At 72.7% G+C, this 24,792-nt stretch carries 29 protein-coding genes; 13 read left to right on the top strand and 16 right to left on the bottom strand.

From position 1 onward, the window contains the following. Window positions 1-15: 15 nt before the first annotated feature. A complete protein-coding gene (locus JYK18_RS32770; RefSeq protein WP_206807274.1) occupies window positions 16-1,575 on the bottom strand; it encodes a GMC oxidoreductase in 1,560 nt (519 codons plus the stop codon). Window positions 1,576-1,688: 113 nt separating this feature from the next. Between JYK18_RS32770 and JYK18_RS32765 the strand changes: the two genes are divergently transcribed. Further along, the gene (locus JYK18_RS32765; RefSeq protein ID WP_206807273.1) at window positions 1,689-2,255 is read left to right on the top strand and encodes a TetR/AcrR family transcriptional regulator; all 567 of its coding nucleotides are present in this window, start codon (window positions 1,689-1,691) and stop codon (window positions 2,253-2,255) included. Between the two features lie 136 nt (window positions 2,256-2,391). Here JYK18_RS32765 and JYK18_RS32760 read toward each other — a convergent pair whose 3' ends face one another. Next, on the bottom strand, window positions 2,392-3,249 hold the full coding sequence (locus JYK18_RS32760; RefSeq protein ID WP_206807272.1) for an SGNH/GDSL hydrolase family protein: 858 nt from the start codon (window positions 3,247-3,249) through the stop codon (window positions 2,392-2,394). 101 nt (window positions 3,250-3,350) lie between these two features. On the opposite strand from JYK18_RS32760, the gene JYK18_RS32755 reads away from it, so the two are divergent. Beyond that, window positions 3,351-3,977, top strand: coding sequence for a TetR/AcrR family transcriptional regulator (locus JYK18_RS32755; RefSeq protein WP_206807271.1), 627 nt, complete (start codon window positions 3,351-3,353; stop codon window positions 3,975-3,977). Between the two features lie 84 nt (window positions 3,978-4,061). Here the strand turns inward: JYK18_RS32755 and JYK18_RS32750 are convergent, their stop codons facing one another. After that, complete coding sequence (locus tag JYK18_RS32750; protein WP_206807270.1) at window positions 4,062-4,475, bottom strand: hypothetical protein; 414 nt, start codon at window positions 4,473-4,475, stop codon at window positions 4,062-4,064. 107 nt (window positions 4,476-4,582) lie between these two features. Here JYK18_RS32750 and JYK18_RS47695 point away from each other — a divergent pair, with 107 nt between their 5' ends. Beyond that, window positions 4,583-4,711 carry a hypothetical protein gene (locus JYK18_RS47695; RefSeq protein WP_277992309.1) on the top strand — a complete coding sequence of 43 codons (129 nt, stop codon included), beginning with the start codon at window positions 4,583-4,585 and terminating at the stop codon, window positions 4,709-4,711. Window positions 4,712-4,713: 2 nt separating this feature from the next. Here JYK18_RS47695 and JYK18_RS32745 read toward each other — a convergent pair whose 3' ends face one another. Further along, window positions 4,714-6,180 (bottom strand): DHA2 family efflux MFS transporter permease subunit, encoded by a 1,467-nt coding sequence (locus tag JYK18_RS32745; RefSeq protein WP_206807269.1) that lies wholly within the window; start codon window positions 6,178-6,180, stop codon window positions 4,714-4,716. 144 nt (window positions 6,181-6,324) lie between these two features. On the opposite strand from JYK18_RS32745, the gene JYK18_RS32740 reads away from it, so the two are divergent. Both JYK18_RS32740 and JYK18_RS32735 read left to right on the top strand, forming a co-directional pair. Further along, on the top strand, window positions 6,325-7,305 hold the full coding sequence (locus JYK18_RS32740; RefSeq protein ID WP_307796162.1) for an alpha/beta hydrolase: 981 nt from the start codon (window positions 6,325-6,327) through the stop codon (window positions 7,303-7,305). Next, a complete protein-coding gene (locus tag JYK18_RS32735) occupies window positions 7,302-8,108 on the top strand; it encodes an SDR family oxidoreductase (protein WP_206807268.1) in 807 nt (268 codons plus the stop codon). The genes JYK18_RS32740 and JYK18_RS32735 overlap by 4 nt, the downstream gene beginning before the upstream one ends. Here JYK18_RS32735 and JYK18_RS32730 read toward each other — a convergent pair. Next, a complete protein-coding gene (locus JYK18_RS32730) occupies window positions 8,105-8,770 on the bottom strand; it encodes a response regulator transcription factor (RefSeq protein WP_206807267.1) in 666 nt (221 codons plus the stop codon). The genes JYK18_RS32735 and JYK18_RS32730 overlap by 4 nt on opposite strands. Further along, window positions 8,767-9,873 (bottom strand): sensor histidine kinase, encoded by a 1,107-nt coding sequence (locus tag JYK18_RS32725; protein ID WP_206807266.1) that lies wholly within the window; start codon window positions 9,871-9,873, stop codon window positions 8,767-8,769. Before JYK18_RS32725 ends, JYK18_RS32730 begins: the two co-directional genes overlap by 4 nt. A 163-nt stretch (window positions 9,874-10,036) precedes the next feature. Between JYK18_RS32725 and JYK18_RS32720 the strand changes: the two genes are divergently transcribed. Beyond that, on the top strand, window positions 10,037-10,357 hold the full coding sequence (locus tag JYK18_RS32720; protein ID WP_206807265.1) for a DUF6223 family protein: 321 nt from the start codon (window positions 10,037-10,039) through the stop codon (window positions 10,355-10,357). Here JYK18_RS32720 and JYK18_RS32715 read toward each other — a convergent pair. After that, window positions 10,338-10,859: an OsmC family protein gene (locus JYK18_RS32715; protein WP_206807264.1), complete on the bottom strand. Its 522-nt coding sequence runs from the start codon at window positions 10,857-10,859 to the stop codon at window positions 10,338-10,340. The genes JYK18_RS32720 and JYK18_RS32715 overlap by 20 nt on opposite strands. A gap of 153 nt (window positions 10,860-11,012) precedes the next feature. Here JYK18_RS32715 and JYK18_RS32710 point away from each other — a divergent pair, with 153 nt between their 5' ends. From JYK18_RS32710 to JYK18_RS32685, 6 genes are all read left to right on the top strand, one after another. Further along, a complete protein-coding gene (locus JYK18_RS32710; protein WP_307796161.1) occupies window positions 11,013-11,552 on the top strand; it encodes a TetR family transcriptional regulator in 540 nt (179 codons plus the stop codon). Further along, window positions 11,549-12,058: a DUF3237 family protein gene (locus tag JYK18_RS32705; RefSeq protein ID WP_206807262.1), complete on the top strand. Its 510-nt coding sequence runs from the start codon at window positions 11,549-11,551 to the stop codon at window positions 12,056-12,058. The genes JYK18_RS32710 and JYK18_RS32705 overlap by 4 nt, the downstream gene beginning before the upstream one ends. 9 nt (window positions 12,059-12,067) lie before the next feature. Continuing rightward, window positions 12,068-12,961, top strand: a complete 894-nt coding sequence (locus JYK18_RS32700) for an alpha/beta hydrolase fold domain-containing protein (RefSeq protein ID WP_206807261.1) — start codon at window positions 12,068-12,070, stop codon at window positions 12,959-12,961. Between the two features lie 251 nt (window positions 12,962-13,212). Continuing rightward, the gene (locus JYK18_RS32695; RefSeq protein WP_242582339.1) at window positions 13,213-15,102 is read left to right on the top strand and encodes an FAD/NAD(P)-binding domain-containing protein; all 1,890 of its coding nucleotides are present in this window, start codon (window positions 13,213-13,215) and stop codon (window positions 15,100-15,102) included. Continuing rightward, a complete protein-coding gene (locus JYK18_RS32690; RefSeq protein ID WP_206807260.1) occupies window positions 15,102-16,166 on the top strand; it encodes an LLM class flavin-dependent oxidoreductase in 1,065 nt (354 codons plus the stop codon). Before JYK18_RS32695 ends, JYK18_RS32690 begins: the two co-directional genes overlap by 1 nt. Then, on the top strand, window positions 16,163-17,500 hold the full coding sequence (locus tag JYK18_RS32685) for an NtaA/DmoA family FMN-dependent monooxygenase (protein WP_206807259.1): 1,338 nt from the start codon (window positions 16,163-16,165) through the stop codon (window positions 17,498-17,500). Before JYK18_RS32690 ends, JYK18_RS32685 begins: the two co-directional genes overlap by 4 nt. On the opposite strand, the gene JYK18_RS32680 is transcribed toward JYK18_RS32685, so the two are convergent. Next, window positions 17,480-18,454, bottom strand: coding sequence for a YafY family protein (locus JYK18_RS32680; protein WP_206808263.1), 975 nt, complete (start codon window positions 18,452-18,454; stop codon window positions 17,480-17,482). The genes JYK18_RS32685 and JYK18_RS32680 overlap by 21 nt on opposite strands. Window positions 18,455-18,517: 63 nt before the next feature. On the opposite strand from JYK18_RS32680, the gene JYK18_RS32675 reads away from it, so the two are divergent. Continuing rightward, a complete protein-coding gene (locus JYK18_RS32675; RefSeq protein ID WP_206807258.1) occupies window positions 18,518-19,678 on the top strand; it encodes an epoxide hydrolase family protein in 1,161 nt (386 codons plus the stop codon). Here the strand turns inward: JYK18_RS32675 and JYK18_RS32670 are convergent. The 8 genes from JYK18_RS32670 to JYK18_RS32635 all read right to left on the bottom strand — a co-directional run bounded on the left by JYK18_RS32670 (window position 19,675) and on the right by JYK18_RS32635 (window position 24,779). Further along, window positions 19,675-20,076 carry a hypothetical protein gene (locus tag JYK18_RS32670; protein ID WP_206807257.1) on the bottom strand — a complete coding sequence of 134 codons (402 nt, stop codon included), beginning with the start codon at window positions 20,074-20,076 and terminating at the stop codon, window positions 19,675-19,677. The genes JYK18_RS32675 and JYK18_RS32670 overlap by 4 nt on opposite strands. A 19-nt stretch (window positions 20,077-20,095) precedes the next feature. Further along, window positions 20,096-20,398 (bottom strand): type VII secretion target, encoded by a 303-nt coding sequence (locus tag JYK18_RS32665; RefSeq protein ID WP_206807256.1) that lies wholly within the window; start codon window positions 20,396-20,398, stop codon window positions 20,096-20,098. Continuing rightward, entirely contained in the window at window positions 20,395-20,826 is a 432-nt protein-coding gene (locus JYK18_RS32660; protein ID WP_307796160.1) for a YbaB/EbfC family nucleoid-associated protein, read from the bottom strand. Before JYK18_RS32660 ends, JYK18_RS32665 begins: the two co-directional genes overlap by 4 nt. Next, the gene (locus tag JYK18_RS32655) at window positions 20,823-21,599 is read right to left on the bottom strand and encodes an ESX secretion-associated protein EspG (protein ID WP_206807255.1); all 777 of its coding nucleotides are present in this window, start codon (window positions 21,597-21,599) and stop codon (window positions 20,823-20,825) included. Before JYK18_RS32655 ends, JYK18_RS32660 begins: the two co-directional genes overlap by 4 nt. After that, window positions 21,596-21,949, bottom strand: coding sequence for a hypothetical protein (locus tag JYK18_RS32650; protein WP_206807254.1), 354 nt, complete (start codon window positions 21,947-21,949; stop codon window positions 21,596-21,598). Before JYK18_RS32650 ends, JYK18_RS32655 begins: the two co-directional genes overlap by 4 nt. Before the next feature lie 15 nt (window positions 21,950-21,964). After that, window positions 21,965-23,107: a WXG100 family type VII secretion target gene (locus JYK18_RS32645; protein ID WP_206807253.1), complete on the bottom strand. Its 1,143-nt coding sequence runs from the start codon at window positions 23,105-23,107 to the stop codon at window positions 21,965-21,967. 85 nt (window positions 23,108-23,192) lie between these two features. Then, complete coding sequence (locus JYK18_RS32640) at window positions 23,193-23,939, bottom strand: SDR family NAD(P)-dependent oxidoreductase (RefSeq protein ID WP_206807252.1); 747 nt, start codon at window positions 23,937-23,939, stop codon at window positions 23,193-23,195. 69 nt (window positions 23,940-24,008) lie between these two features. Next, window positions 24,009-24,779 carry a helix-turn-helix transcriptional regulator gene (locus JYK18_RS32635; RefSeq protein ID WP_206807251.1) on the bottom strand — a complete coding sequence of 257 codons (771 nt, stop codon included), beginning with the start codon at window positions 24,777-24,779 and terminating at the stop codon, window positions 24,009-24,011. Between the last annotated feature and the right edge of the window lie 13 nt (window positions 24,780-24,792).

Genomic DNA, 24,792 nt, shown 5'->3' with positions numbered 1-24,792 from the left:
TTGCGGGGTACAGCGTCAGAACTCGCCGGTGGTGACCAGCCGGGACAGTGCCCGCTCGGCCACCGCGGCGATGGTCATCGACGGGTTGCAGGCGGCGGTGGTGCCCGGCATCAGCGCGCCGTCGAGCACGTACAGGCCGCGCTGCCCGAGCACCCGGCCTTCCAGGTCGCACACCGAGCCCATCGCCGCGCCGCCCAGCGGGTGCCAGGTGGTCGGCGCGACCGCGGTGGTGTCCAGCAGCACGCTCAGCGGACCGGCGATCTTCGAGATCCGCTCGTGGATGCGCCGGGCGAGCGCGCGATCGGCGTCGGCGGGCCAGTGCAGCACCACGTCGTCCTTGGCCGCGTCGTAGACGAGCCGGCCGCGACCCTCGCTCACGCCGAAGCCGACCAGCATGGTCGTCCGCAGGTCGGGCAGCGGTGGCAGGGACGCCTGGATGACCGTGTTGGCCAGCGCCGGGTCGTCCCACTCCTTGCTGCCGTAGATCACCGGGCCGCCCTGCGGGGCCCCGAAGTCGTCGGCGAGGTCGGTCCAGGTGTAGATCCGGTCGCCGTTGCTGCCCCAGCCGGTGCCGAGGCCGTCCGGCAGATCGGGAATGGTGCCCTTGGCCGCGGCACGCATCAGCAGGCGCGTGGTGTTCGCCGTCCCGGCCGCGAGCACGAGCGACTTGGTGGTCAGCAACTTCTGCTCCAGCACCTCGCCGCGCGTGTTGATGCGGTCGACGCTGATCTCCCACCGGCCGTCCGCCGCCCTGGCCACCTCGGTGACGTTGTGCTGGGTCGCCACCGTGCACCGTCCGGTGGCCTCCGCGGCGGCCAGGTAGGTCACGTCGACCGAATGCTTGCCGCCGTTGTTCACGCCGAGCGAGCAGTCACCGTTCGTGTAGGACGGTCGCATCTCGCCATCGAGTTCACGCAGGGCGTAGGTCCAGTCGATCGGCATCGGGATCTTCGAGACGCCGTAACCCGCCTTCTCCGCACTGGCGGCGAAAACCCTTGCGGCGGCGTAGGTTTTGCTTTCGATCAGCTCGTCCGGCGCGGTTTCCACGCCCAGCATCCGAGCCACGCGCGGGTAGTGGACGCGGTCCATTTCCGCGTAGTCGAGCTGGGCCGGGAAGCAGCTGTCGAACAGCTCGGCGGTCGGCTGCAGGGTCATGCCCTGGTACACCAGCGAGCCACCGCCGACGCCCGCCGCGCACATCATGCTCATGCCCCGGCCGGGAACCTGCTCCAGCAACCCGGTGTACGGCTCGAACGGCACGGAGGGGATCCCCGGCAGCGAGGGCGCCGAGCCCAACCAGAACATCCGCTTGTCCGGCGCGGTGGCGTGCGGGAAGGTCTCCGCGTCCGGGCCGGTCGGCCAGCGGCGGCCGCGTTCGAGCACGATCACCGGCACGCCCGCCTCCGCGAGCCGCAGCGCGGTCACGCCCCCGCCGAAGCCGGAACCGATGATCACCACGCGGTGCTCCTCGCGGGTGAGCCGGATCCCGGCGGCCGCGCTGCCGCTGCCGAGGAGGGTCAGGCCGGTCGCGGCGGCGGCACCCGCGAGTACGGAACGGCGGCTCAAACTGGGCACAGGCGGTCCTCCGAGGGGAGCGATCGAGTGGTTACCGAGGGCTACATTAGGGAGCCGAACCGAGAGATCGAACCGATTGCCCGTCTCACTACTCATGAGTAGCCTGTAACTCCATGCGCCCAGTGCCCCCGGCTGCGCCCCGGCGCGTGGACGCCCGCCGCAACCGGGAGACGATCCTGCGCGCGGCCGACCAGGCCTTCACCGAGACCGAGGGCACGGTGGCGCTGGAGGACATCGCGCGCCGCGCCGGACTCGGCCGCGCCACGGTCTACCGGCACTTCCCCGACCGCAAGGCACTCGCGCTGGGCGTGGCCGCCGAGCACCTGAGCGCGCTCAAGCTGGTGGTGCGGCAGCGCCCGTCGTTCCGGGAGCTGCTGCACACCGTGCTGTCCATGCAGGCCGAGCGCCGCTCGCTGGTCCGCCTGTTCCGCGAACTGCCCGAACGCAGCCAGCGGCAGATCACCCACTCGCTGATCGCCGTGCTGCGGCCCGCGTTCGACGAAGCACAGCGAGACGGCACGCTGCGCCGCGACATCCAGCCCGCGGATCTGGCGCTGCTGTTCGAAATGCTCGAAGCCGCGCTTTCCGGCGGCCCGGCGCCGCGGGACCGCCCGGAGGCGGTGCGGCGGCTGGTGCAGGTACTGCTCGACGGCATGTTCCCGTGTGGTGCGAACGGGTGACACCCCGGGGGCGCCCGCCGGACTAGCGTGACCACCGCGCGAACCCAGTCCTGTGGGGATCCCAGACCCCACTGGGGGGACCGGCCGGCTCGCGGGGTACCGCCCCCCAACACTCGCGAGCCGGCCAGAACCCCCTTCAGCCCAGGTGCGCCAGCACCGCGCGGGCGCTGTCCTTCATGCCGAGCAGGTTGGGGTGGATGGGCGCCGCGGGCGCGGTCGGGAACAGGCCCTCGACCCACTTGGTGCCCGGCGGGGTGCACACGTCGTGCCCGCGGCTCGCGGTGAAGGTGTCCACGTACTCCGCGCCGTGGCTCGCGGCCTGGTCGGCGACCACCTCGTTGAGCGCCTGCTCCACACCGTCCAGATAGGACACATCGCCCGCGGCGATCGGCACGATCGGGAAGCAGCCACCGGATTCCGGCAGGATCGCCGGGTAGCCGACCAGCACGATCCGCGCCTTCGGCGCCCGTTCGCGGATGCCGTCGATGGCGTCGCCCAGTTTCGGCGCGAACTCCTCGAACCGCTCGCGCAGCTGGTCCGTGCCACCCGCGGTGTAGTGCTTCTCGCAGGGTGCGCCGTGGGGATCGGTGACCGCGAGCAGGCTGCAGGTCACCACGATCTCGCCGAAGCCGACGTCGTTGCCGCCCATGCCCATGGTGACCAGGTCGGTGTCCTCGGTCAGCGCGTCGTACTGCGGTGGCACGAATCCGAACTGGCGGCCGGTCAGGTCGCGGGTGGTCGCGCCGCCGCAGCTGACGTCGACGAACTCCGCCGGATCCAGCTCGGCGGCGACCAGTGAGGGGTAGTTGTGGTCCGAACGCAGGCACGGCAGGGACACCTGGTTCGGGATCAGCGGGCCGGAGGTGAAGGAGTCGCCGAGCGCGACGTACCGGTCTCCGGCGTCTTCGGTGGCCGAGGCGGGTGGGGCGGCGAGCAGGGCGGCGGTCACCGCCACCGCGGCGGACAAGGCGAAACGTCGTCGTTTCGAGGCCATGGTCAGCTCCCGGGGTGAGGTGGGTCACAGGGAGGCTACTGGCGAGTTTGAATAGCGGTCAAGAAGTTGACCGGGATTCAACCCGGGTAGGCTGCGCGGGTGTGACCAGGCCTTCGCGTGCCCGCCGGGGCGATCCCGAGCGCGCGCTGCTCGACGCCGGGCGCCGGTTGTTCGCCCGGCGCGGCTACGAGGCGGTGTCGATCGACGAGATCGCCGCCGAGGCCGGGCTGGCCAAGGGGCTGCTGTACTACTACTTCACCGGGAAGCGGGCGCTGTACCTGGAGGTCGTGCGGGCGGCCGGTGAGGAGCTGGCGGCGCGGACCGCCCCCGATCCGGACCTGCCACCGGGCGAGCGCACGGCGGCGGTGCTGGACGCGGTGATCGCGTGGGCCAAGGAGTACGGCGAAAGCACGCGGCTGCTGCTCGCGCAGAACACCGGCGCCGACCCCGAACTGCGCGCGATCGTCCAGGCGGGCCGGGACCGCCAGGCCGAAATGATGCTCGACGGCCTGCGGCGGACGGGCGCCGAACTCGGGAAGCCGCCGCTGCCGGACACCCCGCTCCTGCGCCACGCGGTGCACGGCTGGATCGCGTTCATCGAGGCGGTTCTGGCGCAGTGGCTGGAAAAACCGGACGTCAGCGAGCGGGAACTGCGCACCCTCTTCCTGCACGCGGCCGGTGGCTTCCTGGCCGCCGCACGCCGCACGAACCCCGGCCCGACGCAGTGAATGTGGCTTTCACTGCGGATTCGGCAGTGAAAGCCACATTCACAGCACCGGGGCGCCCGGACGGGCCCGAGGCCTCAGGACACGTCAGCCGCCGAGTGCGAAGGTACCCAGCGTGATCAGGGCCGCCACCTTCACCACCTCGAGTCCGATGTAGACCAGGTGCGCGTGGCTCCGCGGCCCCTCCTCACCGGCGAGCACCCGGTCCGAGCGGCGCGTCAGCGCCGGGCGCACGGCGGCCAACTGCACCAGCAGCACCACGCTCACCGCCCCCGCGGCCACCAGTGCCGCCGTCGTGCGGGCGCCCAGTAGCAGCGCCGCCCACACCGCCACCGCGAGCACCACCTCGACCCGGTTCAGCGCGGCGAACACCAGCCGCCCGATGCCCAGGCCCAGTGGCAGCGTCACCCCGGGAGCGCGGAACTTCAGCGGTGCTTCCAGGAACGAGATCCCCAGCACCAGCCCGAGCCAGGTGAACGTGATCGCCGCGGCGACCGCCATGCGCTGCTCCTCCCGCCGGCGACCAGTGTGGCACGGGTCACGGAATGCCTGTCGATCTTGGGCGCTACAGAGGGATAGGAAACCGTTCCCGCGCTTGAGGAGTGACCTTGTCCGCCACCGCAACGCCCGAAGAGACCACCGGCCTCGCCGTCCCGGCGCTCGACGACTTCGACTTCGAACTCACCGACGGGGCCGCCTGCCGCATCGACGACCCCGACTGCGAAGCCTGCCAGTGACCTCAGTGCCCGTGACCGGCCGTCGCGACTGACGGCCGGTCCGCGGCCTGGCGCCGCACGAACAGCGACGTGATCAGCGCCGCCACCCCGACCACCCCGGCCACGATGAACGCGGTGCGCAGGCCCGCCGCGTCCGGGCCGGTGGCCCCCGCGGCGCTGCCGAGCGTGGCCACGCTGACGAAGACCGCCGTGCCGAACGCCCCGGCTACCTGCTGCAGCGTGGCGAGAATGGCGCTGCCGTGGGAATGCAGGTGCTCGGGCAGCACGCCGAGCGACTCCGCCATCAGCGGCGTCATCATGAACCCGAGCCCGGCCATCAGCAGCACGTTGATCGCGATGACCACCGGCAGCGGTGTCTCCGGCCCCATCGTGGCGAACAACCACAGCGAGGTCGCCATCGCCGCCGCGCCAGGGATCACCAGCGGCCGGGCGCCGAACCGGTCGAACAACGCGCCGACCGGGCGGCCGAGCAGGCCGAGCACCAGCCCGCCGGGCAGCACCGCCAGCCCGCTGACGAACGTGGACGTGCGCAGCACGGTCTGCAGGTACAGCGGCAGCATGATCGACGCGACCCCGATCAGGCAGACGAACAGCAGCGCGGTCAGCGTCAGCGCCACCACGAAACTGCGGTGGGTGAACGGGCGCAGGTCGAGCAGGGCGCGGTCCTCGCGCTGCAGCCGGGTCTGCCGCCAGGTGAACACCACCAGCGCCACGGCACCGACCGCCACCGGGACCCACGGCGGCACCGGGTGGGACTCCCCGCTGCCCTCGCCGAACGACGCGAGCCCGTAGAGCACCCCGCCGAAGCCGACCGCCGACAGCAGCACCGAAGCCACGTCCAGCGGCACCTTGCGCGGGTGGCCGTCGAGCCGGAACCAGACCACGCCGACGGCCAGCGCGGCCAGCGCCAGCGGCAGCACGATCCAGAACATCCAGCGCCACCCCAGCGAAGACAGCACCGCACCACCGACGGTCGGCCCGATCGCCGGGGCGACCGCGATGACGATGGTGATCGTGCCCATCGTCGCGCCCCGCCGCTCCGGCGGCACCAGGCGCATCACCGAGGTCATCAGCAGCGGCAGCATCATCGCGGTACCGCACGCCTGCACCACCCGGCCGGCCAGCAGCACCTCGAACCCGGGCGCCAGGCCGCTGAGCAGGGTGCCCGAGCTGAACAGGGTCAGCGAGGCGAGCAGGACCTGGCGCGGGGTGAACCGCTCGAGCAGGAAGCCGGTGGTCGGGATGACCACCGCCATGGTCAGCAGGAACCCGCTGGTCAGCCACTGCACGGTGGTGGTGGACACGGACAGGTCCACGGTCAGGTCACGCAGCGCGACGCTGAGGATCGTCTCGTTGAGGATCATCACGAAGGCGGCGATGACCATCACGCCGATGAGCAGGCCGGCCCGCGCCGGGGTGGTGTCGCGCTCGGCCGCGGTGGTCTCGGTCGCGGTGGCGGGGCCGGGCATGGGTAAAGCACCTCACAGGAAAGTCGGATGGGGCCAGAGCGCCACGATGCGGCCGGCAAGATCAGTGTATACGTGGGGTAACACGGGCTCGCCAGTGAATTGTCCGGGCTCGGCGGAAAGCCTTCCGCTCGAAGGGAGAAGCCGGTGAACGGCTGGAGGTTCGGCCTCGCCGCGGTGGCCGCGGCCGGGGCGGCGGCGGTCGTCAAGAGCACACGGGCGCGCTCGCGCCTGCTCGAAACCGTGGCGCCGGAACTGCGCGGGCCGATCATGCTGCGGCTCCCGTTCGACATCGGCAGCCGGGCCGTGTTGCGGTTGATCCGGCTCGCGCCGATGCCACCGGCGCCGATCCCCGTGGGCGTCACGGTGGAAAAGCGGCCCCTGCCCGGCGGTGCCGAGGTCTACACCTACGACGTGCCCGGCCGGACCGAGCCGTCGGGCGCGCTGCTGTGGATCCACGGCGGCGGCTACATCATGGGCGACGCGCTGACCGATCACGCCACGTGCGCGTGGTTCGCCAGGGAACTCGGCATTCCCGTGGTCAGCGTGAACTACCGGCTGGCCCCGGAGCACCCGTTCCCCGCCGGGCTGGACGACTGCTATTCGGCACTGGCGTGGCTGCACGAGCACGCGGGCGAGCTGGGCGTCGACCCGGCCAGGATCGCGGTCGGCGGGGAGAGCGCCGGTGGCGGGCTCGCGGCCGCGCTCGCCCAGCGCGCGCACGATCGCGGCGAGTTCGGCGTGTGCTTCCAGCTGCTGGTCTACCCGATGCTGGACGACCGGACCACGTTGACCGACCGCCCGAAGACCCTGGTGTGGACGCCCGCCTCGAACAAGTTCGGCTGGACCGCCTACCTCGGGCACGCCCCGGGCGAGCACGAGGACCGGCCGCACGCCGTGCCCGCCCGGCGCGCCGATCTCACCGGTCTCCCGCCCGCCTGGATCGGGGTGGGCGACCTGGACCTGTTCCACGACGAGAACGTGGACTACGCGCGGCGCCTCGACCGGTGCGAGGTGGAGGTGGTGCCGGGCATGTACCACGGCGCCTTCTCGCTGATGCCGGACGCGCCGCTGATGCGAGCCCTGCGTGAGAGCGCCTTGCGCGCGCTCGGAAAGGCTGTCGGATGAACGATGTCGTAGTGCTCACCGGGACGGGCGGGATCGGCCTGGCCATCGCCCGGCGGCTGGCCGCCGGGCGACGGACGCTGCTCGCCGACTTCAGCGAACCGGCCCTGACCTCCGCCGCCGAGGCGTTGCGGGACGAAGGCCACGACGTCACCACACTGGTGACCGACGTGTCCGACCGCGAGGCAGTCGCCGCGCTGGCCGACGCGGCCGCGGAGTTGGGCCGCGTCACGCACGTCGTGCACACGGCTGGCCTTTCGCCGGAACAGGCGGCTGCCGAGGCCGTGCTGCGCGTCGACCTGCGCGGCGTCGCGCTGGTGCTGGACGAGTTCGCGCGGGTGGTCGCGCCCGGTGGCGCGGGTGTGGTGATCGCCAGCATGGCCGGGCACCTGCAGCAGGAGCTGCCGGTCGACCAGCAGCGCGCGCTCGCCACCACTCCCGCCGCCGAGCTGCTGGACCTCCCGTTCCTGTCCCCGGACGCGCTCGGCCCCCAGGGCGCCTACGCGATCTCCAAGCGCGCCAACGCTTTGCGCGTGCAGGCCGCGGCGAACACCTGGGGACGGCGAGGCGCCCGCGTGAACTCCATCAGCCCGGGGATCATCGCCACCGCGATGGGCCGCGCGGAACTGGACGGCCCGTCCGGCCAGACGATCCGCGCGATGGTCGACCGCTCCGGCACCGGCCGGATCGGCACCCCGGACGACATCGCCGACGCGGCGGCCTTCCTGCTGGGCCCGCAGGCCACCTTCATCACCGGCACCGACCTGCTCGTCGACGGCGGTGTGGTCGCCTCGATGCGGGCCTAACCCTCTTCGGGCACGCGCGGGACCACGAGACCGGATTCGTAGGCGAGGATCACGAGCTGCGCGCGGTCGCGGGCGCGCAGCTTGGTCATCGCCCGGTTGACGTGGGTCTTGGCGGTGAGCGGGCTGATCACCAGGCGAGCCGCGATCTGGTCGTTGGACAGGCCGCGCGCGACCAGTGCCACGGTCTCGCGTTCGCGGTTGGTCAGTTCCGCCAGTCCCGCGCCGGTGCCGGGCGGCTGGGCGACGTACCGGTCGATCAGCTTCCGCGTGATCGACGGCGCGAGCAGCGCGTCACCCCGCGCGGCGACGCGCACCGCGTGCAGGAAGTCCTCCGGCTGGATGTCCTTGACGAGGAAGCCCGCCGCGCCCGCCCGCAACGCCTCGTAGACGTACTCGTCCAGCCCGTAGTTGGTCAGGATGACCACGTGCACGGCGGCCAGTGCCGGATCCGCGGCGATGCGGCGGGTCGCCTCGATGCCGTCGACGCCCGGCATCTGGATGTCGACGAGCGCGAGATCGGGCAGGTGCCGCCGGGCCAGCGCCACCGCCTCGCCCCCGTCGGCGGCCTCCGCCACCACCTCGATGTCGTCCTCGATGTCCAACAGGGCGCGGAACCCGCTGCGCAGGAGCGGCTGGTCGTCAGCCAGCAGTACCCGGATCACGGATCCACCGGCAGTTCGGCCTGGACGGTGAATCCGCCCTCACCACGGGGTGCGGCGCTCAGGCTGCCCCCGAGCGCGGTGACCCGCTCGCGCATGCCGAGCAACCCGACGCCGGGTTCCGGTGAGGGCCCGACGGTGGCCTTGCCGTCGTCGTCGATCCGGATGGCGAGCGCGCCGGGGCGGTGTTCGATCCGGACCGTCGCGCTGGTGGCGGCGGCGTGCCGGGCGACGTTGGTCAGCGACTCCTGGACGATCCGGTAGGCGGTCCGGCCGACCGCTTCCGGTACGTCGGTGCGGTCTCCCCCGATCGTCAGCCGCGCGTCCAGGCCGGTGGACCGCGCCCGCCGCACCAGTTCCGGGACGTCGCCGAGGCCGCGCGCGGGGTTCGGGTCGTCCTCGCGCAGTGCTTCCAGCGTCGCGCGGAGTTCCCTGGCCGCCTCCCGCCCGGCTTCGCGGATGGCGAGCACCGCTTCGGGCACCTCCTCACCCCGTTTCCGCGCGAGGTGCACGGCGACCTCGGCCTGCACCTTGATCACCGAGATCTGGTGGGTGAGCGAGTCGTGCAGTTCGCGGGCGATGTGCAGCCGTTCCTCGTCGGCGCGGCGGCGCGCGGTCTCCTCGCGGGTGCGCTCCGCCTCGTCGGCCCGGCGCTCGGCCTGCCGCAGCGCTTCGCCCGCCGCACCGGCCGCGATGAGCCAGGCGATTTCGAGCACGTCCCTGGAGCGGGCGAAGAGCTCTCCGGTGGGCAATTCGTGCGAGGACAACAGGATGGCCAGCGGGAGGACGGCCAGCATGAGCACCGAAGCCACCACGGTGACCCAGCGGTGGCCCGCGCGCACCGCGGCGTACACCGCGAACAGGTACGCGATGACCGGCACGTCGAAACCGGCCGCCTGGTAGCCCAGTGCACAGAGCCCGGTCACCGCCAGCACCACGACCGGGGCGCGGCGGCGCCCGGCCAAGGACAGCCCGCCCGCCACGAGCAACGCGTACCCCAGCGGGGCGAGGCCGCCCGGCCCGTCGTGCCCGGACAGCCCCGCGATCAGGAGCGTCGCCGCCACCCCGGCGGCGATCACCCAGTCTCCGGCACCGATCCGGTTCATGCGTGCACCCTAATCGGCCACGCGCGCGAAGAAGTCCTCCACGAGAAGACTTCCCGCCTACCGCGGCCGTGGTAGCGCCGCGGCCGGAACTGTCTGCGCCCGCACGACGACCGGCAGGGGACCGCGCGGCCATTCTCGGCGGAACCGAACGAAGGAGGTCACCATGACCGTGTTGCTCGCCGCCGACGCCTATTCCCTGGGGCCGGGACGAATCGGCGCCCTCATCGCCGGAGCCCTGGGCTTGGCGGGCGTGATCACCGGCGGACTCGCACTCGCCCGCGCCTGGCGCCGTGGTGCCGTCATCGCCGTGGCGGCCGGAGCCGTCGGGATGGTCGTCGGCGGACTGATCGTGGTCACCGCCGACGGTGGCGCCGGCACCGGCAACGGCCTGGGCGGCGGCGTCGTGGCGCTGGTGATCGGCCTGCTCGCCGTGGTGCTGGGCGGGGTGGCGCTGAACCGCTCGGCTAGGCCAGCCGGACGTTGACCGGCACTGCGTTGTTCAGCGTGTGACCGACCGGGGAGCTGGCAATCACCTTGGTGTGCAAGGCTTCCAACTCCTCGCGTGACGCGGGCGAGGAGATCTTCACGTTCGCCGTGATCGAGTCGAAGCCCGCGTGGCCCTCGGTCAGGCCGAGGAAGACGTGCAGGTCCACGTCGCCCTTCACGTCGATGGTGAGGGCGTCGAGCTGGATGCCGGCGACGGTGGCGTTCGCGGCGTACCCGACGGCCAAGCAGTTGCCCAGTGCGCTCAGCAGCTGCTCGACCGGGTTCGCCGCGCTGTCACCGCCGCCGAGGGCGGGTGGCTCGTCGGACGGCGTGGGGTCGAAGGCACGCACCTTGGCCGACGAGCGGAACCCGCCCTGCCAGCTCACGTGCGCGGCCCAGGTCGTCTTCGCCTTCTCGGCGTCGGCCTGGACGGCGGCCACCAGGCCGCCCACGGCTTCGAGGTCGACGGAGTTGAGCGGCTGCTGCACTTCCACGGTCATCGAGGGCTCCGTTCCAGAAGGGGATCTGCGCCGAGCGTGCGGCCGGGTGGCGACCGGGCGCAACGGCACCCGCACTGTGGGATGACCGTCCACAGCGGACACTCGGGCAATTTGACACTTGTCCACTTATTTACACCTGTGTATAAACGGTGCGTGGCCACCGAGACCCGAGCCCCCGACCGCCGTGTGGTGCGATCCCGCGCCGCGTTGTTCGAGGCGGCCGTGCGCCTGGTGTCCGAGCGCGGCACCACCGCCGTGCCGATCACCGAGCTGGCCGAGGCGGCCGGGGTCAGCAGGCAGCTGGTGTACCTGCACTTCGCCAACCGCGACGCGTTGCTCGTCGGCGCGGCGGTCGACCTGGCCCGCCGTGAACTGCTCACGCGCACCGGGTCCGCGCTGATGGCGGCGGTCGAGCACTTCGCCGGGCATCGCGCGTTCTACCGCGCGATGCTGTCCGGGCCGTGTGCCTTCGAGTTCACCCGCGCGCTGGGTGAACTGCTCGCCCCGGTCAACCGGCAGCTGTTCGCCGCGGCGGAGGTCGATCCGGAAACCTTGGACGATCTGGCGGTGTTCTTCACCGGCGGCATGGGCTCGATCATCAACGCCTGGTTGCTCGACGACGAGGAACCCGATCCGGAGCGGTTCGCCGAGCGGCTGCACCGGTTGTGGCGCGGGCTGGGGCTGGCGCGATGACCGCCCTCGTGGCCCGGCTGACCGTGCTGATCGGCACCCCGGTCGACGCGGGCCCCGTGCCGGGCGGGCACCGCCGGATCATCCCGATCACCGGCGGCAGCGCGACCGGCCCCCACATCGAAGGCGACGTCCTGCCCCTCGGCGCGGACTGGAACCTGATGCGCCCCGACGGTGTCGCGGAGGTGTCAGCCCGCTACCTGGTGCGGACGCGCGATGGCGCCGTGCTGACCATCACGAACGAAGGCACACTGCGCTTCGCCGCCACCACCACTGAAGGCGACACACCGCACGACGCCACCGCCGAGAGCCGTCCGCGCCTCGACAAGCCACCGCACGGGGCCACCACCGAGGGTGGCCCAAGCACCCCAGTCGGGATCACCAAGCCGCGTATTGAAGCCCCCGCCGAGGGGCCGTATGCCTGGCTCAACGACGCCGCCCTGGTCGGCACGCTCACCCCCCTCCCCGACCGCACCGGTGTAGCGCTGGAGTTCCACCAAGCGAGCTGAAGGACACCCATGTCGATCCTGTCGTTCCCGCCGGTCGCCGACCTCGTCGCCCGCGCGTTCGCCAAGCTCGCCGACCGGCAGAAGCCGGCCGACCCCGGATTTCCCGTGCAAACCGAGGAAATCTCCATCCCCACCCGCCACGGCGACGTCCGCGCCACGCTCTACCACCCGCCCACCGGCACCACCCCCGCCGTCCACGTCAACGCCCACGGCGGCGGTTACGTCGCCGGAAAACCCGCCCTCGACGACGCCCTCTGCCGCCACCTCGCCACCCACGCCCGCGTCGTCGTGGTCAACACCAGTTACGCCCTCGCCCCGCGCCGACGCTTCCCCGTCCCCGTCGAACAACTGCACGACGTGCTCACCTGGGCCGCCTCGGACGAGCGCGACTGGGACGGCGGCAAGCTGACCGTCGGCGGCCAGAGCGCGGGCGGCGCGCTCGCCGCCGGAGCTGCCCGCCTCGCCTGGGAAACCGGCGGCCCCACCCTCGCCCTGCAGGTGCTGCACTACCCACCGCTGGACCTGGTCACCCAAGCCAGGGACAAGCACTCCCCGCTCGGCCGCAAGGCGGTCATCGCGCCGTGGATGTCCGAGATTTTCGACACCGCCTACATTCCCGACCGGACGCGGCGCGGCCACCGCCTCGCTTCCCCCGCCTGGGGCGAAAACGCCGACGGCCTCGCGGGCATCGCCCCGGCGCTGGTGATCACCGCCGAACTGGACCGCCTGCGCGCCGAGGCGATCACCTACGCCCGCAAGCTCGACGTGGCCGGTTCGCTGGTGGAGCACCACGACGTGACCGGCGCCGACCACGGTTACGACCTCCTCGGCATCGCACCCGGCGCCGCCCAGCGGACCTACGACCTGATCGCCGCGCACCTCCGCCGCGCCACCGGCGGCTGACTTCCCGTCAGGTGGACACCCCGTTCACCGCCGGGAAATCTGCCTACACTCCGGGCATGACCACGGATCGCCCGCTCCTCACGCGGCGGCGCCACCTGGACTTCGCGCGCATCGCCGGCCAGTTCTGATCGCTTCCCGAGCACCCGCACCACATCCACGGGGCTTGAGGAGGAGTACATGAGCTGGATCTGGCGCTGGCTGCCGGTGCGCACCGAGCTCGACGCGGTGCAGGCGATGCGGCTGGCCACCTGTTGACGTCCACTGTGGACGGCGCGAAGGCGATCGCGGTGGTCGGTGCCGGGCCGCGCGGCGCCGGGCTGCTCGAACGTATTGCCGCGAGCGCACCGGAGTTCGCCACCGGACCGCTGACCGTGCACCTGATCGACCCGTTCCCCGGCGGCCCCGGCCGGGTGTGGCGGTTCGCGCAGTCACCGTTGCTGCGCATGAACTCCATGCCCGAGGACGTCACCATGTTCACCGACGAGACCGTTCGCTGCGACGGCCCGATCCGGCCCGGCCCGACGCTGGCGGAATGGGTGGACGCGGTGCGCGACGGCGACCTCGCGGTCGATCTCGACCCCGGGGTAGCCGCCGAAGTCCGGGCGGTCACCTCGACCACCTTCCCCACGCGCCGCCTGCAAAGCGCCTACCTGGACTGGTTCCACCGCCACGTGCGCGATTCGCTGCCCGCGCACATCGAGGTGCGCTCGCACCACGGCCGCGCGGTCGACGTCACCGGCGCACCCGGCGGACAGCAGACCGTGCACCTCGACGGCGCCGAGCCGCTCGCCGTCGACGCGGTGGTGCTGGCACTGGGCCACCTCGACGCGGACCCGGCACCACCGGAGGCCGAACTGGCCGCCTACGCCGAGGCCGAGGGCCTGCGGTACTACCCGCCCGCCTACACCGCCGACCTGGACCTGTCCGCCATCGAACCGGGGGAAACCGTGCTGGCGCGCGGATTCGGCCTGGCCTTCGTGGACCTGGTGGTCCTGCTGACCGAAGGCCGCGGCGGCCGGTTCACCGAACGCGCCGACGGTTCACTGCGTTACCACCCCTCCGGCCGGGAACCGGTGCTGCACGCCGGCTCCCGGCGCGGGGTGCCCTACCACGCGAAGCCGGAGTACCGCCTGCTCGGCCCACCGGCGCCCCTGCCGCGCTTCTTCGGCCCGCCCGAGGTCGACGAGCTGCTGGCCAGACCCGGTGAACTGGACTTCACCCGCGACCTCTGGCCGCTGATGGCCAAGGACATCGCCTGGGGCCACTACCACGAGCTCTTCACCGGGCACCCCGAGCGCGTCCGCGTCGACTTCGCCGAGTTCACCGCGTGTTACGCCGAATCCGCCTGGGGCAGCGGTGAACTGGAGTCCCTTGTGGACAAGGCGGTGCCGGATCCGGCGGACCGGTTCGACCCGGCCGCGATCGACCGGCCGCTGACCGGGCTGGGGTTCACCGGCCCGGAGGAGCTGACCCGGTACCTGCGTGCGCACATCGAGGCCGATCTCGACCGGCGCGCGAACGCGGAGTTCAGCGCGGACCTGGGCGCGTTCCTGGCGCTGCTGTCGGTGTTCGGCCAGCTGGCCAGGCTGGTGCAGGCCGGGAAGCTCGATTCCGCGTCCCAAGTGGACGATGTGGACGGCTGGTGGTTCGGCTTCTTCAGCTTCTTCGCCAGCGGACCGCCGGGCCACCGGCTGCGTGAACTGCTGGCGCTGAACGAGGCCGGGCTGGTGCGGTTCCTCGGCCCCGACCTTGTCGTGGAAGCACGTGACGGCCGGTTCCACGGCAGCAGCCCGGCGGTCCGGGACGGCGGTGTCGCGGCGACCACGCTGATCGACGCCCGGCTCCCGGCACCGAGCGTGGCACGGGCGGCCGACCCGCTGATCCGCGCCCTGCGCGACCGCGGCGAGCTGACCCAGGAGGACCTGCCCGGCGGCCGGACCACCGGCCGCATCCGCACCACCGCCGACGGGCACCTGGTCGGCGCGGACGGGCGGGCCCACGACCGGCGGATCGCGCTCGGCCCGCACACCAGCGCCCGCTCCCCCGGCGCGTTCACCCGGCCGAAGACCAACGGCGTGGTGTTCCGGCAGAACGACGCCGTCGCCCGCCACCTGCTGTCCCTGCTCACCCGGAGGCACTGATGACCGTTACCCCGCCGCTGCTCGCGGTCGCGCTCGACGGCGCCGGCCGCCACCCCGCCGCGTGGCGCACCCCCGAAGCGCGGCCCGCCGAGTTGTTCACCGCGCGCTACTGGCTCGATTTGATCCGGGAGGCCGAGACGGGCGGCTTCGACCTGGTCACCCTCGAAGATTCGTTCGGCGCCCCGAACGCGGGACGCGCCGACCGCGTGCACGGCAGGCTCGACGCGGTGCTCACCGCCTCGGCGATCGCGCCCAACACCAGCCGGATCGGCCTGGTGCCCACGCTCGTCGCCAGCCACACCGAGCCGTTCCACCTCGCCAAGGCGATCGCCACGCTCGACTACGCGAGCACCGGCCGCGCCGGGCTGCTCGTGCGGACTTCGGCCGATCCGGCGGCGGCCGCCCACGTCGGCAGGCGCCCGGCGAACGCGCTGTCCCCGCAGGAGTTGATCGAGGAAGGCGCCGACTACATCGAGGTCGTCCGGCGGCTCTGGGACAGCTGGGAGGACGACGCCGAGATCAGGGACGCCGCGACCGGCCGGTTCGTCGACCGCGACAAGCTGCACTACATCGACTTCACGGGCCGGTGGTTCAGCGTGAAGGGACCGTCCATCACGCCCCGGCCGCCGCAGGGCCAGCCGCCGGTGTTCGCCCCGCCGGAGCTGGCCCACGTCGCCGACGCGGTGCTCCTGCCGGACTGGACCGGCAGGCAGGCCACCGACTTCGGCGGGCGGCACGTGTTCGGCGATCTGGTCGTCTTCCTCGACGGCTCCGCGACCGCGGCCCAGGACCGGCTGAACCGCCTCGACGACCTCGACGGCACCGCCTTCGACCCCGGCAGCCCGGTTTTCACCGGCACCCCGGCCGAACTGCTCGCGCTGATCAACGCGCGCAACGCCGGGCTCACCGGCTTCCGGCTGATCCCCGGCACGCTGCCGCACGACCTGACCGCGCTCACGCGGTACGTCCTCCCCCGGCTGCGGACGGGCCCCGCCGAAGGCACCCTGCGGGACCGCCTGGGCCTGACCCGCCCTGCCAGCCGCTACGCCACGGAGACGCAGTGACCAACTCGACCAAGCAGATCCACCTCGCCGCGCACTTCCCCGGCGTCAACAACACCACCGTGTGGAGCGATCCCGAGGCGGGCAGCCACATCGAGTTCGACTCGTTCCGCCGGTTCGCCAGGACCGCGGAGGACGCGAAGTTCGACTTCCTCTTCCTCGCCGAAGGACTGCGGTTGCGTGAGCAGAACGGCCGGATCTACGACCTCGACGTAGTCGGCAGGCCGGACACCTTCGCCGTGCTCGCCGCGCTGTCCGGGGTGACCGACCGGCTCGGCCTGGCCGGCACGATCAACTCCACCTTCAACGAGCCCTACGAGGTGGCCCGGCAGTTCGCCACGCTCGACCACCTCTCCGGCGGCCGGGCCGCGTGGAACGTGGTGACCTCGTGGGACGCGTTCACCGGCGAGAACTTCCGGCGCGGCGGCTTCCTCGCCGAAGCCGACCGCTACAGCCGCGCCGAGCGGTTCCTGCGCACCACGTGGCTGCTGTTCGACTCCTGGCGCGGTGACGAAATCCTGGCGGACAAGGAAACCGGGCGCTTCCTCGCCGAACCCGGCGCCGGTGCGTTCGACCACCACGACGAGCACTTCGCCCTCTCCGGCCACTTCACCGTGCCACGCAGCCCGCAGGGCAGCCCGGTGATCTTCCAGGCCGGGGATTCCGACGAGGGCCGCGAATTCGCCGCGGCCACCGCCGACGCCATCTTCTCCCGCCACGGAACCCTGGAAGCGGGCCAGAAGTTCTACGCCGACGTCAAAGGCAGGCTCGCCAAGTACGGCCGGGAGCCCGGCCAGCTCAAGGTGCTGCCCGCGGCCACCTTCGTGCTCGGTGACACCGACGCGGACGCGCTCGAGCAGGCCGCGGTCGTGCGGCGCCGGCAGGTCAGCGGGCAGACCGCGATCAAGCTGCTGGAGCAGGTGTGGAACCGCGACCTGAGCGCCTACGACCCGGACGGCCCGCTGCCCGAGGTCGACCCGCTGGTCGGCGAGCACACCGTGGCCCGCGGCCGCGCGAGCGTGCGCATGCACCGCGATCCGCTGGCCACCGCGAAGGAATGGCGGGCGCTGGCCGAGGCGAAGAAGCTGTCCATCCGCGACCTGATGATCGAGGTCAGCTCGCGGCAGACGTTCGTCGGCGCGCCCGAGACCGTCGCGCGGTCCATCAACGACCTGACCCAGCGCGACGCGGCCGACGGCTTCATCCTCGTCCCGCACCTCACGCCGGGCGGGCTGGACGGGTTCGCCCGCACCGTGGTGCCGATCCTGCAGGAGTGGGGCGTGTTCCGCACCGAGTACGCGGGCAGCACGCTGCGCTCACACCTCGGGCTCGACTGACGCGAGCGCGGACAGGCAGCGCCCGGCCTGCCGCCGGAACTCGACCGCCAGCTCGGGCGGTCCGCTGACCAGGGTGAAGTCGGCGTGCACCGAGGTGATCATCCAGACCAGGTCCGGCACCGTCTCGGCGCCGAGGTGCAGCAGGCAGCTCCGCTCGTCGACGGCTTCGAGCGCGCCCATGCCCGGCCAGACCCGGTCCGCCACGGCGTCGGCGGACTCGTGCAGGGTGACCGTCGCCTGGCAGGGCCAAGCTCGCGCGGAAAGCTGGTGCGACAGGTAGGTCGCGACGTCCTCATAGGGCAGTTCGCGCGGGGTGAACCGGGGGCCGCCCGGCGTTTTCGGGACGAGCCGGTCGACCCGGAAGGTGCGCCAGTCTTCGCGGTCGACGTCGAAGGCGACCAGGTACCAGTGCCTGCCGAAGTTGACCAGGCTGTACGGCTCGGCGTTCCGGCGGGACGCGCTGCCGCGCGCGCTGGTGTAGTCGAAGCGCAGCCGCTCGTGGCGGCGGCACGCGTCGGCGATGGTCATCAGCGCGTCCGCCGAAACCCGCGGTCCGGGCGCCACCCCGGCCCGCACGGTCGCGGTCTGCACCGTGTTCACCCGGTGGCGCAGGCGCGCGGGCAGCACCTGCTCCAGTTTGGTGAGCGCGCGCAAGGCCGTCTCCTCGATGCCGTTGACCGAACTGCTGGTGGCGGTACGCAACCCGACGGCCACCGCGACAGCTTCGTCGTCGTCGAGCAGCAGCGGTGGCAGGGCCGCGCCCGCGCCGAGCCGGTACCCGGGCGTGCCCTGGAGCGCGTGCACCGGATACCCGAGTTCACGCAGGCGTTCCACGTCCCGCCGCACGGTCCTGGTGGAGACGCCGAGGCGTTCGGCCAGGTCCGTGCCCCGCCAGTCGCGGTGCGCCTGCAGCAGCGACAGGAGTTTCAGCAGCCGTGCCGAGGTCTCCAGCATGAGTTCCATTCTGCCCGATCGTTAGGACCGGAGCTGTCCTAACCGGGTCCTAGCGTGGTTCCCATGACACCGGAGATCCACCCCTTCTCGATCGACATCCCGCAGGACCGGCTGGACGACCTCGCCGCACGGCTGGCCGCCACCCGCTGGCCCGCCGAACTGCCCGGCGTCGGCTGGAGCCGCGGCGTGCCCGTCGCCTACCTGACCGACCTCGCCGAGTACTGGCGCACCGGTTTCGACTGGCGGGCGCAGGAAGCCGCGCTCAACGCGCACCCCCAGTTCGTCACCACCATCGACGGCCAGCGCCTGCACTTCCTGCACGTGCGCTCGCCGGAACCGGACGCCACTCCCCTGGTCCTGCTGCACGGCTGGCCCGGCGGGGTGACCGACTTCCTCGACGTCATCGGCCCGCTGTCGGACCCGCGGGCCCACGGCGGCGATCCGGCCGACGCCTTCCACCTGGTGATCCCGTCGCTGCCGGGGTTCGGCTTCTCCACCCCGCTGGCCGGGCCGGGCATGAACGCGGCGAAGATGGCGAGCCTGTTCCCGCCGTTGATGGCCGCGCTCGGGTATGAGCGCTACGGCGTGCAGGGCTACGACACCGGTTCGTGGGTGGGCCCGGAGATCGGCAAGCAGGATCCGGAGCACGTCATCGGGGTCCACCTCAACGCGATGATCGCCTTCCCGATCGGCGCCGAGGGCGAACTGGACGACCTGCCCGAGGCCGATCAGCGCCGCTGGCAGGCGATGCAGGAGTTCAACGACGGCTACCTGCAGTGCAACTCCAAGCGCCCGCAGACGGTGGCCTACGGCCTGCACGACTCGCCCGCCGGTCAGCTCGCGTGGATCGTGGAGAAGTTCAAGGAACTGACCATGCCCGAGGAGGCGCTGCCGGAGGAGTGCGTGGACCGCGACCGCATGCTCGCCACCATCTCGCTGTACTGGTTCACCGGTACCGCGGGCTCGGCCGCGCAGATCTACTACGAGGAGCTGGCGGCACAGGACTGGAGCGGCGGCTCGGGTGAGTGGACCGCCGAACCGGCGCCGCGGGTGCCCACGGGTGTCCTGGTGTCCGCGCACGACGTCACCATCCGGCGCTGGGCCGAGCGCGACCACCACATCGTGCACTGGACCGATCTCGGGCACGGCGGGCACTTCCTCGCCATGGAGGCCCCGGCCGCACTGGTCGACGACGTGCGCGTGTTCTTCCGGAAGGTCCGCTAGACGCGCGGGCCTTCCAGGCTCGACAGCGCCTCGTCCAGGACGTCCAGCGCGGCGACCGCGCCGTGCACCAGCTTCAGCAGGTTCGCCGCGCTGGACAGCAGCACGCCCATCTTCTCGGCGATCCTCCCGCCGTACTCGACGGCGACCCGCACCACCTGCGGGATCGCGGCGGCCGCGCTCGCGCCACCCGAGGCCGCCGTGCTCGCCTGCGCGGCGGCCTCGATGCCGTCGGCCAGCTGCGCTGCCGACGATCGGTAGTCGGCACCACCGGAACCGCTCCAGTCCTCGGTTTCCGCGACACTCGCCTCGCGATATGCCGCGGCCGCCGAGGAAACGTGGTCAACGGCTCCTCCGGGAACGAGACGAACTCCAGCACCCAGCCGAAGCCCGTCCGACACCGGCGACCGCGGTCACCGGTCAGTTCTCCGCCGCGCGCACCCGGGTCACGCCGTCGCCGTCGGTGCTCTGGTAGCCGTCCGCCGCCTGGCCGAGCCGGGTGCTCATGCTGTCCACCGCGGCCGAGGCGTGCGAGATCGCGCCGGCGGTCCGGTCGAGCACCTCCCGCAGTCCCTCGGTGAGGAACTGGGTGAAGGTGCCGAACGCGGCGCTGTCCAGACCGCCGGGCAGGGCCGCGGCGACGGTCGACACCTCGGCGGCCACCCCGTCCGCTGTGCTCGCGTGCGCGCGGATGCGGTCGGGGTCGACCAGCACGGGGTTCATCGGGAGATCTCCGGTGGGGTCGAGAAGAAGTAGTCGTCGTCATCGACCGGCGCGGGCGTACCGGCGGGTTCCTCGGCGGCGGCCAGGTTCCGCCGGATGAGGTCCAGCGCCGGGCCCTCGCCGGTGTACTCGGTCATGATCTCCACGACCTGCGCGCCCGCCACCCGCTGCGCCTCCCGCGCGGTGGCCAGGATGAGCTGCGCGAGCTGGTCGGCGTCGAGCGAGCGGGCGGCCGCGGTCAGCCGCAGGCCCTCCAGCGCGCCGCTGACCCCGACCGAGACCGACACCTCACCGCGTGGTGAGCTCGCGGCGCCGCCGACCTGCCGCAGGTTCGATTCCACCGCTCGCGCCGTGGCGTCGAGCCGCTCCAGGTCGGACTGGTAGTCGGCCAGCCACCGGGCCGGATCCATGGTGTTCCCTTCGCTCATCGCGGACTCCGCACGATCGTCGCCAGTTCTTCGAGCGCCGACCGCACCGCGGCCCGCCGCAGCGGGTTCACGCTCAGCCAGCCGTCCGCGGCCGGGTCCACCCTGACCCTGCCCTTCGGACCGTCCAACCAGGACAGTTCCGGCCCGGTGCGCCGCCCGGCGCGGGTGGCGCCGAGCTGCCCCCGCCCGGTCAGCGGCACCAGCAGGCCGACCAGGTTGTCCAGCGCGGCCGGGTCGGCACCGTGGTCGCGGAACAGCTCCCGCATCTCCTGCTCGCCGATTTCCGCCGGCAGCCCGGTCACCGCGGTCACCGCCGACGCGGGCAGCGTGATCGGCATGGTCACCGGCGCGGCCAGGTCGGGCACCAGCTTCAGCAGTTCGGCGACCAGCGCGGCGTCGGCGAACCGCCGCACCCCGAGCCGCCGCGTGTCCCCGGGTTCCTGGCGGAACACCAGCACGGAGGACCGGTAGACCAGCGCGGCGACCGCGGTGGTGCCGGTTTCCCCGGCCAGCACCAGGTCGAGGGTGCCGCGCTGCTCGCGCAACGCGGTGACCACCTCCGCCGCCACCCCGACCGGGCCGCGGTCGTCGGCCAGCCCGCGCAGCGCCAGCGCCTCCCCCGCGGTGGCGAGCAGCACGTCGCGTTCCCCGGCGAGCCGCCCGAAAGACGGCACCCGGAGCGGGAACGGCACCGGCACCCCGGCGTGCGCGGCGAGCAGGTCCAGCTCGACGAGTCCGAAGTGGACGGTGTCCGGTTCGGCCACCGCCGTCATGCGCCCGCGCCCTCGGTGTGCTCGGCCGATCGCAGCGCCCTGGTGTGGTCGGCTTCGGCGTCGGTGTACCGGTTGACCGTCGCGTGCAGCGCGCGGTGGTAGTCGTTCAGCTTCCCGTCGGCCGCGGTGACTTCACCGGAGAGGCCGCTCTGTCCCGCCGCCTCGCGCAGCCGCCTCGCCAGGTGCAGCGCGGGCGGTGCGGTGCCCAGCCGCGGCAGCTGCTCGGCCAGCCGGTTCGCCGATGACACCAGGCCGGTGGTGCGGTCGCCGAGCTTGGCCAGCGCAGCCACCTGCGCGGACAGTTCCCGCGGCTCGACCTGGAAGCCGCCCTGGGTCGCCCCCGAAGTCACGTTTTCTCCCCTTGGCTAGAGCCCGATGACCGGGCTGCTGGTCTTGTCCTCGACGTGGAAGAGGCGCTGGTCGATCGTCGGCAGGCGGTTGACGTGCACCTCGTCCTCGGCGCCCTCGCCCCGCGCGCCCCCGGCGCCGGGCAGCATGCCGCCGGCGTTCGCGCCGCGGCCGCCCATCAGCCCGCCCATCGAGCCGCGGCCCGCCATGCCGCGGGCGAGCGCGCCGCCGCCACTGGAGTTACCGGCGTCCAGCGGTCCGGAGCCGACCAGCTGGCTCCACGCCAGCCCGCCGCTGCCGGTCGCGGTGCCGGGCATCCCGGCCGCCGTCCCGGCGAAACCGGATGCGGTGGTCCCGCTGTTCACCCCGCCCGACGGCGCCGCCGCACCAGGGCTGAGCTGCTGGCTGCTGCCGTTGAGGCTCGATTCGTAGCGCTGCATCACGTGCACCGCCTGCGCCTTCTGCTCGGCCGCCGCCGCGCTGGCCACGAAGTAGCTCGCCCCGCCCGCGGCCACCGCGCCGATCGCCGCGCCCATCAGCGCACCCGGACCGGCGCCCACCCCACCGGCGCCCGATCCGACGATCGCCCCGATGGCCGCGCCCGCCCCGGCCCCGGCGGCCGCTCCGGCCACCCCGGCGCCGAGCGGGTCGTCCGCGGGCGGCGGCATGGTGTTGCGCGCGACGGCGAGCGCGTCGCCCGCGTCCTGCGTGGCACCCTGCACGGTGTTCGCCCGCGAGCCGATGTCGGAGCTCTTGTCCCCCATCTCGCCAAGCCGGGTGGTGGCCAGCTCGGCCGCGCCCCCGCTCCAGTTCGACTGCAGCGCCCCGCGCCGCGTGTGCAGTTCCTCGCCCTGGTCGGACATCTCGCTGCCGTGCCGCCCCCACTCGGCCGCCATCGAGCTGACCTCGCCGACGTCGGCGTTGTCCCAGAGCATCCGGTACAGCTCTTCGTGGGTGTAGGCGTTCCAGTTCGTGCCGTCGGGCGGGATCGGCGAGCCGAAGTAGCCCTCCCACACGTTGCGCAGCAGATCCACCACCGGCTGGGCCAGCGCCCCGGCCGGTCCGGCCTGCTCGAGTCCGGCGGTGGCGGCCGCGGCCAGGTCCTGCACCCCGTCGGAGGCCTGGTCGATCAGCGTTCCGTCACCCGAGTTGTCGGTCATTTCCCGTCTTCCATCTGCACTTGTGCTGATGGTGCGACGCTAGGGCGCCGTGATGAAATTTTGATGTAACGCCGATCCTCGCAGGTCAGAGCATGGGCGCGGGGCTCACGGCGATCAGCCCGCCGTCGACGGGCAGGTCCTGGCCATTGACGTAGGCGGCGTCCTCCGACGCGAGGAACGCGACCACGGCGGCGACGTCCTCGGGTGTGCCGAGCCTGCCGGTGGCCACCGCGGCGGCGGCCACCGCCCGTGCTTCGGCGGAGACGTTCTCCCGGAACGAACCGGTCGCGATGTACCCGGGGCTCACCGAGTTCACCCGGATCCCGGTGCCTGCCAGTTCCGCCGCGTAGGTCCGCGCGAGGTTGTGCGCGGCCGCCTTCGCCGCGGCGTAGACCGCCGAGCCGGGTACCCCGCGGTGCACCGCCCACGACGCGTTGAGCACGATCGACGCCGGCCCCCGCACCAGCGGCACCGCCTTCTGCACGGTGAAGAAGGCGGCCTTGAAGTTGCTGTCCGCGACCCGGTCGAACTCGGCCTCGGTGATCTCGGCGTTCGGCCGGAACGCGGCGGCGCCCGCGTTCGCGAACACCACGTCCAGCCCGCCGAACCGGTCGCGGATCGTGCTCATCAGCGCGTCGAGCTCGTCGGGGCGGGCGGCGTCACCGCGGACCGCGAGCACGTCCCCGAGCGCATCGGCCGCGGTGTCCAGGCGGGCCTGGTCGCGGCCGGTGATCACCACCGTCGCGCCCTCGCCGCGCAACCGCCGCGCGGTGGCCAGCCCGATGCCCGCGCTGCCGCCGGTCACCAGTGCGATCTTGCCGTCGAATCTCATGGCCCCAGCGTGCGTCCCGCGCGCCTCCGGTGGCAGTGCTCGGTCGACCTGGGTCTGCCACCACCACCCTCAGGCGGGCGAGTACAGCACCAGGTACGCGTCCGGCCGGTCGGCGGGCACCAGCGTCGTTTTCTCGAACCGCCACACCAAGTCGTCGTCCCGCACCGCGAGCACGTCCTGCACCGGCGTGCCGACGTCGTGGCGTGCCCACAGCTCCGCGAACTCCGGGCTGACCGCGCTCAGCTCACCGACCACCCGGCCGAATTCGGGGTCACCGGGGAAATGCGCCGCGTCGGCCCGGAACGCCGCGACCACCGCGGGCGCGGCCGCCGCCCACTCCTCCGCCGCGGCGCGGTACCGGTCGTCGGTGAAGAACGAAACCAGGCAGTTGTGCCCCGGCCCGTCATACCCGAAGCGGTCGCGCGCGGCTTCGTTGACCGCCAGCACGTTCCAGTAGCGGTCACGCAGCACCGCGGGTGAGGGCCAGCCGTCGAGCACCCGGCGCAACCGCCCCGGATCGCCGGTGGCCGCCTCGGCGACCGGCGGGTTGAGCCCGGCCAGCAGGTAGAGGTGCGCGCGTTCCGGTCCGGACAACCGCAGCGCGCGACCGATCGCGTCCAGCACCTCGGCCGAGACGTTGATCTCACGGCCCTGTTCGAGCCAGGTGTACCAGGACACCCCCACCCCGGCGAGCACCGCGACTTCTTCACGCCGCAGCCCCGGGGTGCGCCGCTGCCCCGCCGCGGGCAGTCCGACATCGGCCGGGTTCAGCCGTGCGCGGCGCGTGCGCAGGAAATCCCGCAGCTGCGCCCGTCTGCCGGGCAGCACTTCGGTGGTCACACCGCCATCGTAG

It is taken from the genome of Amycolatopsis sp. 195334CR (genome assembly GCF_017309385.1).
In the GTDB taxonomy this organism is placed as follows: Bacteria; Actinomycetota; Actinomycetes; order Mycobacteriales; family Pseudonocardiaceae; genus Amycolatopsis.
Note: the sequence above shows the minus strand (reverse complement) of the source record. Positions and strands in the feature narration are given on the sequence as shown.

Bases quoted from the DNA above. Each gene is read 5' to 3' on its own strand.
- JYK18_RS32700 (WP_206807261.1), top strand. From the start codon at position 12,068: ATGTCGATCCTGTCGTTCCCGCCGGTCGCCGACCTCGTCGCCCGCGCG.
- JYK18_RS32665 (WP_206807256.1), bottom strand. From the start codon at position 20,398: ATGAACCCCGTGCTGGTCGACCCCGACCGCATCCGCGCGCACGCGAGC.
- JYK18_RS32765 (WP_206807273.1), top strand. From the start codon at position 1,689: ATGCGCCCAGTGCCCCCGGCTGCGCCCCGGCGCGTGGACGCCCGCCGC.
- JYK18_RS32705 (WP_206807262.1), top strand. From the start codon at position 11,549: ATGACCGCCCTCGTGGCCCGGCTGACCGTGCTGATCGGCACCCCGGTC.
- JYK18_RS32750 (WP_206807270.1), bottom strand. From the start codon at position 4,475: ATGGCGGTCGCCGCGGCGATCACGTTCACCTGGCTCGGGCTGGTGCTG.
- JYK18_RS32715 (WP_206807264.1), bottom strand. From the start codon at position 10,859: ATGACCGTGGAAGTGCAGCAGCCGCTCAACTCCGTCGACCTCGAAGCC.
- JYK18_RS32680 (WP_206808263.1), bottom strand. From the start codon at position 18,454: ATGCTGGAGACCTCGGCACGGCTGCTGAAACTCCTGTCGCTGCTGCAG.
- JYK18_RS32675 (WP_206807258.1), top strand. From the start codon at position 18,518: ATGACACCGGAGATCCACCCCTTCTCGATCGACATCCCGCAGGACCGG.
- JYK18_RS32720 (WP_206807265.1), top strand. From the start codon at position 10,037: ATGACCGTGTTGCTCGCCGCCGACGCCTATTCCCTGGGGCCGGGACGA.
- JYK18_RS32760 (WP_206807272.1), bottom strand. From the start codon at position 3,249: ATGGCCTCGAAACGACGACGTTTCGCCTTGTCCGCCGCGGTGGCGGTG.
- JYK18_RS32655 (WP_206807255.1), bottom strand. From the start codon at position 21,599: ATGACGGCGGTGGCCGAACCGGACACCGTCCACTTCGGACTCGTCGAG.
- JYK18_RS32645 (WP_206807253.1), bottom strand. From the start codon at position 23,107: ATGACCGACAACTCGGGTGACGGAACGCTGATCGACCAGGCCTCCGAC.
- JYK18_RS32735 (WP_206807268.1), top strand. From the start codon at position 7,302: ATGAACGATGTCGTAGTGCTCACCGGGACGGGCGGGATCGGCCTGGCC.
- JYK18_RS32745 (WP_206807269.1), bottom strand. From the start codon at position 6,180: ATGCCCGGCCCCGCCACCGCGACCGAGACCACCGCGGCCGAGCGCGAC.
- JYK18_RS32690 (WP_206807260.1), top strand. From the start codon at position 15,102: ATGACCGTTACCCCGCCGCTGCTCGCGGTCGCGCTCGACGGCGCCGGC.
- JYK18_RS32725 (WP_206807266.1), bottom strand. From the start codon at position 9,873: ATGAACCGGATCGGTGCCGGAGACTGGGTGATCGCCGCCGGGGTGGCG.
- JYK18_RS32640 (WP_206807252.1), bottom strand. From the start codon at position 23,939: ATGAGATTCGACGGCAAGATCGCACTGGTGACCGGCGGCAGCGCGGGC.
- JYK18_RS32660 (WP_307796160.1), bottom strand. From the start codon at position 20,826: ATGAGCGAAGGGAACACCATGGATCCGGCCCGGTGGCTGGCCGACTAC.